General features: G+C 69.9%; 8 protein-coding genes. 6 read left to right on the forward strand and 2 right to left on the reverse strand.

From position 1 onward, the window contains the following. Nucleotides 1–192: 192 nt before the first annotated feature. On the reverse strand, nucleotides 193–2,316 hold the full coding sequence (locus tag ACQP1K_RS01705) for a glycosyltransferase family protein (RefSeq protein WP_433499098.1): 2,124 nt from the start codon (nucleotides 2,314–2,316) through the stop codon (nucleotides 193–195). A 309-nt stretch (nucleotides 2,317–2,625) separates the two neighbouring features. Beyond that, nucleotides 2,626–3,768 (reverse strand): non-hydrolyzing UDP-N-acetylglucosamine 2-epimerase, encoded by a 1,143-nt coding sequence (wecB, locus tag ACQP1K_RS01710; RefSeq protein ID WP_433499099.1) that lies wholly within the window; start codon nucleotides 3,766–3,768, stop codon nucleotides 2,626–2,628. Nucleotides 3,769–3,995: 227 nt separating this feature from the next. On the opposite strand from wecB, the gene ACQP1K_RS01715 reads away from it, so the two are divergent. The 6 genes from ACQP1K_RS01715 (at nucleotide 3,996) to ACQP1K_RS01740 (ending at nucleotide 12,012) form a co-directional block, all read left to right on the forward strand. Continuing rightward, nucleotides 3,996–5,630 (forward strand): glycosyltransferase, encoded by a 1,635-nt coding sequence (locus ACQP1K_RS01715; protein WP_433499100.1) that lies wholly within the window; start codon nucleotides 3,996–3,998, stop codon nucleotides 5,628–5,630. Nucleotides 5,631–5,711: 81 nt separating this feature from the next. After that, the gene (locus tag ACQP1K_RS01720) at nucleotides 5,712–6,977 is read left to right on the forward strand and encodes a nucleotide sugar dehydrogenase (protein ID WP_433499101.1); all 1,266 of its coding nucleotides are present in this window, start codon (nucleotides 5,712–5,714) and stop codon (nucleotides 6,975–6,977) included. Between the two features lie 13 nt (nucleotides 6,978–6,990). Next, nucleotides 6,991–8,082 carry a glycosyltransferase gene (locus tag ACQP1K_RS01725; RefSeq protein ID WP_433499102.1) on the forward strand — a complete coding sequence of 364 codons (1,092 nt, stop codon included), beginning with the start codon at nucleotides 6,991–6,993 and terminating at the stop codon, nucleotides 8,080–8,082. Between the two features lie 37 nt (nucleotides 8,083–8,119). After that, entirely contained in the window at nucleotides 8,120–10,057 is a 1,938-nt protein-coding gene (locus ACQP1K_RS01730) for a DUF4434 domain-containing protein (protein WP_433499103.1), read from the forward strand. 10 nt (nucleotides 10,058–10,067) lie between these two features. Further along, entirely contained in the window at nucleotides 10,068–10,724 is a 657-nt protein-coding gene (locus ACQP1K_RS01735; protein WP_433499104.1) for an NUDIX hydrolase, read from the forward strand. Nucleotides 10,725–10,761: 37 nt separating this feature from the next. Then, nucleotides 10,762–12,012 carry an acyltransferase family protein gene (locus ACQP1K_RS01740; RefSeq protein ID WP_433499105.1) on the forward strand — a complete coding sequence of 417 codons (1,251 nt, stop codon included), beginning with the start codon at nucleotides 10,762–10,764 and terminating at the stop codon, nucleotides 12,010–12,012. Nucleotides 12,013–12,018 lie beyond the last annotated feature (6 nt).

Here is a 12,018-nt window from a genome sequence, read left to right on the forward strand (position 1 = left end):
CTCCCACCTGGGTGGGAAGGTCCCGGAACAGGGCAACTATCGCAAAGCGCCCGGCATTCCTTCCCGCCGCCGGAGCGGGTGCGTGTGAGCGGTTGTGCGACGACCTCGGGATCGATGGCCGTGCCTCCGGCGGCCACGTCTCGCTCGTGTGGTGCCCAACGGCGGACGCTCCTCCTCCCGTAGGGGCACGGGTCAGATGAGAACGTGCGCCTCGGGGTTGCCGGCGAAGCAGAACTGGGCGTTGCGGGTCAGCTTGTAGTCGGCGGCCTGCCAGGTGTGGGCCGTCGCGTCCGATCCCCTCATGTAGATGAAGTTGAACCGGTCGGCCGAGTAGATCCGGATGCCCTCCGCCTTGCATCGCCGTACGAGCCGGGTGTCCTCGCCGGCGTTCACCGGCTCGAACGGGAACGCCCGCAGCAGGTCGGCCCTGGCCAGAATCGTCGCGCCCTGGATGAGGTGGGCGTACCGGTGCTCCAGTCCGGGCAGGCGCAGGACCGTGATGTCCTGGGCGGGGAAGTACGTGTAGTGGGCGCCCTTGCCGACCATCTCGGCGTCGGCGTAGTCGAACGACCGGACCAGGTCGGACAGGTAGTGCTCGCCGTAGATGTTGTCGTCGTCCATCTTGGCGATCAGCTCGCCCTCGGTGTGCGCGATGCCGTGGTTGAGCACCTCGCCCAGCGTCCAGGCGGGATCGGCGGTGAGCACCTTGACCGCGGGCACACCGGCGGCCAGCGCCTTGTCCCGCACGACCGCGGGGTCCTCGGACAGGCCGTGCAGGACCAGCACGAGCTCCAGGTTGCGGTGACGCTGCCGGGCCACCTGGTGGATCGCGTGGCCGAGCTGGCCGGCCCGGTTGGTCGGCAGCACGACGGAGATCGACGGCGACCGCGGGGCGACCGGGCGGCCGAGATCGGTGAGGATCTGGTCGACCCGGTGGGAGAACAGGTGCTTGTCGAACACCTCACGCATGGCGAGATGGCCCTGCCGGGCCCGCAGCTCCGGGCTGTTGATGAGGTAGATCGCCCGGTTGTAGGCCTCCTCCTGGGAGTGGGCGACCGGGATGAGCTCGCCGAACGTCTCCTCGATCGCCCGCGACCACCCCGACAGCACGCTCGTCGAGCACGCGGACAGCTCGAAGACCCGGCGGGCGCACATGGTCGGCGAGTCGATCACCGAGTTGACGTTCAGGAAGACCTTGTACATCTTGTAGGCGGCCAGCATCCGTTCGTACGGCAGCTCGCCCACGATGTGCGGGCGATACTCCTCGGGCCAGGCGTACTTGTCGGCCACGGAGTCGTTGCGCGCGAAGATGTGCAGGCCGAGGTCGCGCGCCGGGGCGATGACGGTCTCCATCTGCTCGCGCCGCTCGGGATGCTTGTCCCGGAAGTACATGCCCGCGAAGACGATGTCGTACGGCCGGCCGTACCTGGTCTGGATCGGGTTGTGGATCCGCGGCTGGGCGGCGAACTGCAGCACACCGACCCGGTCATGCCCCAACTTCTCCCGATATTTCGGGATCATGTCGCCGTCGCACGTGTACACGTAGTCGAACAGCTTGGCCGTCTCGATGAAAAAGTCGAAGTTGGGCGGGTCCTCCTTGTTCCAGAAGACCGTGGGGATGCCCTCGTCCCGGCACCAGGCGATCAGGTCGCGCAACTCCTGCTTGGGGGCGTTGGTCCCGGTCATCTGGTAGCGCCACCGGCCCTGGTTGCCGTGCCAGGCCGACTCGCAGAACAACAGCTCGGGCCGTTTCTCGGCGAAGATCTCCCGCCAGTCCTGCAGGCCGAACTCGATCTGGTCCCACTCGTAGCGGAACGCCATGCGGGAGAAGTCGTCGAGGATCACCGCGACCGGCATGTCCGGCCGCACGATCGGGCCGTCGGGCCACTTCAGGTTGGGGATGGTGACCTCGGGGCCCCTGGCCTCGGCCTGCGCGGCGACCTCGATCGCCGGCTTCGGCGCCTGCGGCGCGCGCTTGCGGTCCTTCATCGCCTTGCGGATGTCGCGCGGGAGCCGGATGAACTTGGCGGGCTTCGACCCGGCGCTCGTCAGGACCTCCGCCACCCGATAGGGACGCTGGACCTGGGTTGCCTTGATCCGCCAGACGGCGTAGTCGGCGCGGGCCTCCTGGTAGGCGAGGCGGTTCTCCAGGTCGCGGATCCGCTGCTCGTAGTGCTCGACGTGCTTGCGCTCCTCGGGCAGCCAGTTCGCCGCCCCCAGCCGCTTGAACCGGGGTTCCTCGGGCGTCTGGGGCTCCTCCGGAGTCTGGCCCGAGTTCTGGGCGCCGGTCTCACGAGTCTCGTCCGTCTCAGCCATGCTTCTCCCCTTTGTGGAAAAGACATCGTACGGTGACTACCGCCCGCTTCGTGCCGATATGCCCGAGCTGGCCGTGATCTTGCGAATACTCGCACATCGGGCCGTGAGCGGGGGTTTCACGTTCGTGATCTTGCAGTTCCTCGCAGAGGTATGCCCTGAGCAGCGAGAACACGCTCCGTGATCTTGCACTCCCAACTGCAAGATCACGAAGCGTGGAGACGCAGGTCAGGTGGCTCGTCTGCGAGAAACTGCAAGATCACGGAGTCGATTCACGCAGGTCGGGACCATGGCTTGCGAGCAACTGCAAGATCACGGGAAGAGGGGGTGGTCGACGCGGCCGCGGGAGGCGGGGGAGAGGTTCTCGCCCGCCAGCCAGGCCGAGATCACCCGGGCGATCCTGAGTCCGGCCGCGCCGTCCCACAGGGGCGGCAGCTCCCCGCTCGGCGTGGCCGCGCCATCGGCGAGCGCCTTCTCGGCGGCGGCGGCCAGCCCGGCGGGGGTGACGAGGCGGTTGGTCCCGTGGGTGACGGTGATCGGGCGCTCGGTGTTGGGCCGGACGGTGAGGCACGGGACGCCCAGCATGGTCGTCTCCTCCTGTACGCCTCCGGAGTCGGTCACCACCAGCGCTGCGCCCCGTACGAGCGACAGGAAGTCGATGTAGCCGAGCGGGTCGACGATCTTGAGGTTCCGCCGGTCCACGAGGCCGGCTTCGGCGAGCCGCTGCCGCCCGCGCGGGTGCAGCGGCACGATGACCGGAATCTGCTCGGCGACGTCGAGCACCGCCTCGACGAGTTCGCGGGCCGCCTCGGGGGCGTCCACGTTGGCCGGCCGGTGCAGCGTCGCGACCGCGTACCTGCCCGACACGCCCAGACGCTCCTGCACCGGGGCCGGGTCGAGCCCGGGCAGTGCGGCGAACAGGCTGTCGATCATGGGGTTGCCGACGAGGTGCACCCGCGCGGGATCGACGCCCTCGTCGGCCAGATGCGACAGCGCCTCCGGCGAGGTGGCGAACAGCAGGTCCGACAGCGCGTCGGTGACGACCCGGTTGACCTCCTCGGGCATCCCCCGGTCGAACGAGCGCAGCCCGGCCTCCACGTGCGCGGTCGGCACGTGCAGCTTGGCGCACACGAGGATGGCGGCGAGCGTCGAGTTCACGTCGCCGTAGACGACCACCAGCGAGGGGGAGTGCTCCAGCACCACCTCTTCGAGGCCGGTGAGCAGCGCGGCCGTCTGCCGCGCATGAGATCCGGAGCCCACGCCGAGGTTGGCGATCGGCTCGGGCAGGCCCAGGTCGGCGAAGAACACGTCCGACATGAGCGCGTCGTAGTGCTGACCCGTGTGGACGATGCCCTGCCGCACTCCGAGCTCGGCCAGGCCCTTCACGACCGGGGCCGCCTTGACGAAGTTGGGCCGGGCGCCCAGCACGTGCAGGACGAGGGGATTGTCCCTCATTGACCACGCCTTTCATCCGGTCGTCGGTGGTTTGACCTCTCTGGGACAAACGTTGCCTATGGTACGTTCACGCCGTGCAACCCGAGGCCAATACTCCTACTACGCCTCCCACGCCCCCGGCAGCTCCGACGCAGGCTTCCCGGATAGCCGCCACGTCTGCCAAGGTCGGCCTGGGCGGTTTCCTCCGCGGCTTCGCGAGGAACCCGGTCGTCGTCTCACGGATCTTCGTGAGCAAGGTCAAGTCGGATCCCGTACGGGTCGCCCAGGCCGCGGCGGACGCCATGCCGTCAGGGCTGCGTCCGGTGATCGGACGCGTCGCCTGGCCGGCGGCCCGCTACACGCGGGTGGGCACCCGGCGCGTGCGGAGGGTCGCCCGGAAGATCCTCCGCCGGATGGCCGACGGGCCGATGGAGAAGGCGAAGGGGCACTTCGACACGGGGAACATGACGCAGGCGGTCAAGACGCTGCAGCCCCACCAGCGGTGGCCGTTCATCCGCCGCAGGATCGCCTACTACGAGGGCGAGATGGCCGCGCTCGGGCCCGACCCGATCCCGCCCAAACCCAAGGTCATCATGGGTGAGCGGGTGCCCGGCCGGGTGCTCCACATGGTCACCAACGCGCTGCCGTACACGCAGGCCGGCTACACGGTGCGCACGCATCGGATCGTCACCGCGCAGCGTGCCGCCGGGCTCGACCCCCACGTGGTGACGAGCTGGGGCTGGCCGATGCTGCAGGGGCACACCGAGGCGGAGCCGTACGAAGAGATCGACCAGATCCCGTACTACCGGCTGCTGCCGAAGGGTGAGGTGCCGTTCGAGACCCGCGGCCGGATCATCCGCGGCGCCGCCGACGTGACCGAGCTCGTCCGCACCCTGCGGCCGCAGGTGCTGCACGCCGCCACCGATCACCGCAACGGCTCGGTCGCGATGGCCGTACGCGAGCGGACGAACACCCCGTTCGTCTACGAGGTGCGCGGATTCCTCGAGGAGACCTGGGCCTCCCGCGACCCCAGGCGGGTCGGCACCGAGCGCCACCGCATGCAGCGCGAGCGCGAGGCGACGCTCATGCGCGCCGCCGACGCCGTCGTGACGCTCGCGGAGACGATGGCCGCCGAGATCGTCGAGCGGGGCGTCCCCCGTGAGCGGATCCACCTTGCGCCCAACGCGGTGGACGACGCGCTGCTCACCGCGGAATACGACGGCGCGGCCTTCCGGCAGCAGTACGGCATCGCGGAGAACGAGATCGTCGTCGGCTCGGTGTCGAGCATCGTCGGCTACGAGGGCTTCGCGACGCTGCTGAGCGCTGCCGCGCTGCTGCGCGACGCGAAGACGCCGGTGCGGGTCCTCCTCGTCGGCGACGGCGCCGAGCGGCCGGCTCTGCTGGAGCAGGTCGAACGGCTCGGCCTGCGGGACGCGATCCTGCCCGGCCGGGTGGGACCGGACGAGGCGCTCCAGGCGCAGGCGGCGATCGACATCTTCGTCTGCCCGCGCGAGGACCTGAGGGTCTGCCGCCTGGTCACCCCGCTCAAGCCGGTCGAGGCCATGGCGCTCGGGAAGCCGGTGGTGCTCAGCGACCTGCCGGCGCTCGCCGAGCTCCTCGGCGCCGGAGGCGCCGCGGACATGACCTCGGGAGGGTCGGGGACGGGCGGGGCCGGTCTTCTCGTACGGCCCGGCGACCCGGCGGCGCTCGCGAACGCCCTCGCCGCGCTGCGAGACGATCCGGAGCGCCGCCGCGCGATGGGCGAGGCCGGGAAGGCCGAGGTGGCGGCGCATCGGACGTGGAGCAGTCTGGCTCGCACCTACCAGCACATCTACCAAACAGTTACCGAGAGAAGCCAATCACCTGAACATCCGGTGCATTAGACGTCCTTGGTGCCAAGTTGAGATAACCTTTGCCACCATGAAGTGTTGTTTCCGCCCCCAGGTCACCACCCGGGTCGTCCCGTGACCCCCGTCGATCTCACGGTCATCGGGCTGGGTTACGTGGGCATGCCGCTGGTCAAGGAGGCCGCGGCGGGCGGCCTGCGGGTGGCCGGCCTGGACGTCGATCCCCGTAAGGTCGAGGCCATCAGCGCCGGTCGGTCGTACATCGACGACATCACCGACGCCGATCTCGACGCCATGCTCTCCAGCGGCTTCACCGCGACGCTGGATCCCTCGGTGCTCGCGCGCTCGCAGACCATCGTCATCTGCGTGCCGACGCCGCTCGACGAGGATCGCCGGCCGGACCTGTCCGCTGTCGAGGGCGCGATCGACGCGGTCGCCGAGCGCCTCCAGCGGGGGACGCTGGTCGTGCTGGAGTCCACCACCTGGCCCGGCACGACCGACCAGCTCGTGCGGCCGCTGCTGGAGCGGCGCTCGGGGCTGGTGGCCGGCCGGGACTTCCACCTGGCGTACTCGCCCGAGCGCATCGACCCGGGCAACCTCAAGTACGGCCTGCGCAACACTCCGAAGGTCGTCGGCGGCCACACGATCGCCTGCCGGGACCGGGCGGTGGCCTTCTACAGCCGGTTCGTCGAGCGGGTGGTGCCGGTCAGCGGCACCCGCGAGGCCGAGATGGCCAAGCTGCTCGAGAACACCTACCGCCACGTCAACATCGCCCTCGTGAACGAGATGGCGATCTTCTGTGACGAGCTCGACGTGAACCTGTGGGAGGCCATCGAGGCGGCCTCCACCAAGCCGTTCGGGTTCCAGAAGTTCCTGCCGGGCCCGGGGGTGGGCGGCCACTGCATCCCGGTCGACCCGTCCTACCTGTCGTACACCGTGCGCAAGCTCGGTTATCCCTTCCGCTTCGTCGAGCTCGCCCAGGAGATCAACGAGCGGATGCCGGCCTACGTGGTGGCCCGGGTGCAGCGGCTGCTGAACCGGGAGCGCAAGGCCGTGAACGGCTCCCGCGTGCTGCTCCTCGGCGTCACCTACAAACCCGACATCGCCGACCAGCGCGAGACCCCGGCGGTCCCGGTGGCCGAGGCGCTGCTGGAGTTGGGCGCCGAGCTGTCGTACTGCGATCCGCACGTCCCGGCGTGGGAGATAGAGGGCAGAACGATCCCTCGTGCCGAGGACCTGGCCGAGGCCGTCGAGGCGGCCGACGTCACCGTGCTGCTCCAGCAGCACTCCATATTCGATCTGGACGTGGTGGAGAATCGGGCCCGGCTCGTGCTCGACACTCGCGGCGTGCTCGCGACCGGCGAACGCGTCGAGCGGTTGTAGGAGGGGTCCGCTCGTGCACGTGCTCGTCATGACCGTGGTGCATCACCCCGAGGACGCCCGGATCCTGCACCGGCAGATCCGCGCGCTCGTCGACGCAGGTCATGAGGTCACGTACGCGGCGCCGTACACCGCGCGCGGGGTGATGCCCCGCTCGTGGGTCAACGGGGTGGATCTGCCCAGGGCGGCGGAACGGCGACGCCTGTCGGCCGTGTGGGCCGCGCGCAAGCTGTTCAAGAGCATGCGCGGCAGCGTGGATCTCGCGCTCATCCACGACCCGGAGCTGCTGCTCGCGGTGACCGGGGTGCGCAACCGGCCGCCGGTCGTCTGGGACGTCCACGAGGACACGCCCGCGACGCTCTCGCTGAAGCCGTGGCTGCCCGCGTTCCTGCGACCGCCGATGCGGTTTCTCGCCCGGCTTCTGGAGGGTACGGCGGAACGCCGCCTGCACCTGCTGCTCGCGGAGACGGCCTACGCCGGACGGTTCAAGCAGGTGCATCTCGTCGTGCCGAACGAGACGTGGGTGCCCGACACCGTCAGCCCGCCCGGCGACGACCGGGTGGTCTATCTGGGCTGGCTGTCGGAGGCCCGCGGCGTGCGTGAGGCGGTCGAGGTGGCCAGGCTGCTCCAGCCGCATCGTGTGGCGGTCGAGCTGATCGGCTACGCCGACCCGCAGAGCAGGCCGGTGCTCAACGACGCCGTCGCCCGCGGTCTGCTGGAGTGGCGTGACTTCATGCCGAACGACGAGGCGCTGAAGCGGCTCGACGGGGCGCTCGCCGGGCTGTCCCTGCTGCACGACGAGCCGAACTATCGGCACTCGATGCCCACTAAGATCATTGAGTACATGGCGCACGGGATCCCGGTGATCACCACGCCGTCGCCGCGTGCGGTGGAGCTCGTCGAGCGCTACCAGTGCGGCGTCGTGGTCTCCTGGCAGGATCCGGACGCGGTGGCCCAGGCCGTGCTCCGGCTCAGGAACGACGCGGCCGAGCGGCGCGCGACCGGCGCCCGCGGCTACGCCGCCGCCCGTGCCAACCATCACTGGCCGAGCTCGGCGCGCCGGTTCGTCGCCCAGCTCGAAGCCTGGGGCGGCGTCAAGAACCGCTGATCATCTGATTTGAATGACGGGCGGTAGTGTCCTGAACGTGCGTTGGTTCACCCTAATCCTGGGCATGGCGATCCTCGCGGGGGTCGCATCCGTCGTGATCGTCCTGAGAGAAGCGGGTTCCGCGCCGCAGACGGCCAGCGCCACATCGCCGGCGGTTTCGCCCTCGCCCCAGCAGGGGGGCCCGCCCTCGCCCACGACCAGTGCGTTCACCGACCCGTGCGGCACCTTCGACACCACGGCTGCCACGCCGTACGCCGTCACGGGCTACTGGCTGATCCCCACCTCCGACCCGTGCACCTGGCGCCGTCAGCTCCAGGCCATCCACCGCCTGGGCGGGGACACGGTCGTACGGCTCGGCTTCGGCCTGTCGCCGCGCCCGGTCGACCACGAGGGCCGGATCCTGAACAGGCTGGACGACGGCGCCGGCCCCAAGACCGCGACCCCGAAGACCGCGATCCCCAAGACCGCGACCCCCAAGACCGCGACCCCGAAGACCGTGACCCCGGGGAACGGGGCCCAGAGCGACCCCAAGCCCGACGGACGCTACGCCAAGTGCGAGGAGAACGGCCTCACCTGCGTGCAGTCGGCCGAGAAGGACCTCAAGGCCGCCAACCCGGGCAACATGCTCACCTGGACCTACGTCTACCGCACCGACGAGCGTTTCGGCCCGGGCATCTTCCGCTGCCCGTCCATGGAGCACGAGATCGAGGTGAACGGCGCCGTCTTCTACCGGCTGATCGCCCCCGAGGACGGCTCGGACGACCCCACGTGCGACTTCACCTCCAAGGGGCGGCGCTATCACCTGATCCTGGTCTCGGCCGGGGTGAAGGACAGCCTGTCCGAGCTGCTCGACCTGGGGGACCAGTTCGGCATCCAGGTCTTCCCCGCCCTGCCGCTCGCGCCGCGCGACCTGGTCAAGACGGCGACCGCCGATCCCCGGCACATCGGCACGCTCACCACGCTGACCCGGCGCGTCCTGCAGGACTACGGCGGCCGCTTCGCCGGCCGGGCCTCGCTCGGCGGCGTCTACCAGCCCTTCGAACTGCAGATCCGCGACTGGACCGACCCCGGCAAGTTCCAGACCCTCCAGGTCTACGAGGAGCAGCATCGGATCGTCGAGCAGGTGCTGCCGGGCAAACCCATCCTCGTCAGCCCCTACCTCGACGGCCGCAGGCAGAAGAAGTTCACCGCCACTCCGGCGCAGGTCGCCGCCGGGTTCAAGGCCCTCGCCCGGACCGGAGTGGGCATCATCGCCCCGCAGGACGGCCGGGGCACCGGCAAGCTCGGCCTCTACTGGCCCAACCTGAAGAACAAACCGGTGGACGAGCGGCTGAAGCCCGTGGTCGGCGACAGCACCTACGCCCACGCCTACCTCGGCTCGACTCGCGACTACTACCGTGCGATGGCGCAGGCCAGGGAGGAGCTCGCCCAGGAGGGCGTCGACGTGCGGCTCTGGGCCAACGTGGAGGCGTTCGAGCCGACGCCCGGCGGCGGTGCCGTCTGCGGCCGCCAGTCGGCCCGGGGACGTACGGACAAGGCCCGGCTGGACACCCAGGTCGCGCTGGCCGCGCCGTACGTCTCCAAGATCATCTCGTACATGTGGAGCGATTTCTTCACCTGCGACTCGCCCTCGCTGTCCGAGGAGATCTCCGCCGACTGGGACCGGCCCATCGCGATCGAGGCACGGCGTGACGAGCGGGACGGCCAGGGCGGTATGGAGATCCGGGGCTTCCACCTCGGCACCGTCAAGGTCACGCTGAGCTGGACCGGCGTGGAGACCCCGCGGGTGGTCGACTCGGTGCTGGCCGGCGTACACGACACGGCGCCCATCGAGGGGCTGCCGGTCGGCGCCGAGAAGATCTGGATCCCGGTCGACTGGGCGAGCGTGCCGGAGAAGGTGTGGGTGCGCGTCGACGTGACCGCCCCCGACGGCAGGAAGGCGGCGGAGCCGGTCTACTACCGCAATAACGTGTAGGTTGCCTGTCGTGATCCCGCGAATCCCGGTCAGCGTGGATCTGGTCGTCTTCACCGTCAGGTCCCAGGAGCTCAGCGCACTCGTCTGGCGGCGCGACCGGCCCCCGTACGAGGGCCGGTGGGCGCTGTCAGGCGGGTTCATCAAGCTGGAGGAGGACCTGCCGGCCGCCGCCGCCCGCGTGCTGGTCGAGCGGGCCGGGCTGCCGGGCGCCCAGGTTCACCTCGAACAGCTGCAGACGTACGGATATCCCGACCGCGATCCCCGTCAGCGGGTGGTCAGCGTCGCCTACCTGGGCCTCGCCCCCGACCTGCCCGCCTCGACCGAGGCGCACATGAGCTGGCAGCCGGTGGCCGAGCTGACGGAGATGGCCTTCGACCACCGCCGCATCATGCTCGACGGGGTCGAGCGGGCCCGGGGCAAGCTGGAGTACACCTCGCTGGGCGCGGCGTTCTGCCCGCCGGAGTTCACCGTGGCCGAGCTGCGCCGTGTTTACGAGATCGTCTGGGGGCGGCAGCTCGACCCGCGCAACTTCCACCGCAAGGTCACCAAGACCGAGGGGTTCCTCATGCCGACGGGCCGTACGACCACCAGGGACGGCGGCAGGCCCGCCATGCTCTATCGCCGGGGACCGGCCGTGCTCCTGCACCCGCCGATGCTACGCGTCTGATCGTCGCTCAGGGATCTTTCAGGATATATTCCGGCCTATGCTCTTCACGGCCCCCCGCATTTCGGATGCGCCGGCCAGACTTACCGATCCCCCGCGACTGCGCGTCCTCGACCTGCTGAGATTCTGCGCGGCGCTCGGGGTGGTGCTGTTCCATTTCGGCGAGACCCGTGCCTGGGGCACGTCGAACGCCTTTCCCGCGCTGAGCGCGGTCACCATGTTCGGCGTCTACGGCGTGCGGCTGTTCTTCGTCATCAGTGGATTCGTGATCCTGATGAGCGCCTGGGGCCGTACGTCCGGCCAGTTCGCCGTCTCACGGATCGCCCGGCTCTACCCCGCCTACTGGGCGAGCGTGCTCATCCTCGGCGGGCTGGCCGTCGGCGGGCTGATCACCGATCACCGGCCGTCCCTGAGCGAACTGCTGGCCAACATGACCATGCTCCAGCACGGCCTGCGGATCCGGGACCTGGAGATCGTGTACTGGACGCTCTGGCAGGAGCTGGTCTTCTACGCGCTCATCGCGTGCTTCGCCGCGATCGGCATCACCTACCGCCGCTGCCTGGCCTTCCTCGGCGGCTGGGTGTTCCTCCTCGTCATCGCGGAACGGGTGGACGCCGATCTCCTCCAGGCCGTGCTCGTGCCGTTCGCCGCGCCGTACTTCATCGCCGGGATGGCGCTCTATCTCATCCACCGCTTCGGCGGATCGGTCTTCCCCTGGCTGTTCGTCGGGATCGGCTGGGTGCTCGCGCTCGTCAACGTGCTCGGCGAGAAGCCCGCCGCTTTCACCAGGTTCGGCCCCTCCCTCGGATCGGCGCTCGTGGTCGGCGTGATCTCGCTGATCTTCCTGGTGATGATCCTGGTGGCGCGGGGGTCGCTCGACCGGCTCGACTGGCGCTGGCTCACCACGCTGGGCGCGCTGACCTATCCGCTCTACCTTTTCCACCACCACGTGGGATTCCTGCTCATCCAGGCGCTGCATCCCGTGCTGGGGAACCGGCTCACGCTGCCGCTGGTGGTCGCCGCCGTCCTGGCCGTCGCGTACGCCGTCTACCGGCTGGTGGAGCGGCCGCTGCAGCCCCGCCTGAAAGCGGCGCTCACCCGCTCCCTCGAGACGACCGCCGTCGTGGCCACCGCGGCCGCCACTGCGGCCGCCACGGCCGCCGCCGGCGCGGCGGCCACCGCCGTGGCCGGGGCGGCGACCGCGGTCACCGAGACCTCCGAAGGAGGCCCCGGTGTGAACACGGAGGAGCGCCTGCTGGCCCAGTCCGCACCCGCCCAACGCACCCTGTAGCCGGAA

The organism is Sphaerimonospora sp. CA-214678 (genome assembly GCF_050942215.1).
GTDB lineage: Bacteria > Actinomycetota > Actinomycetes > Streptosporangiales > Streptosporangiaceae > Sphaerimonospora.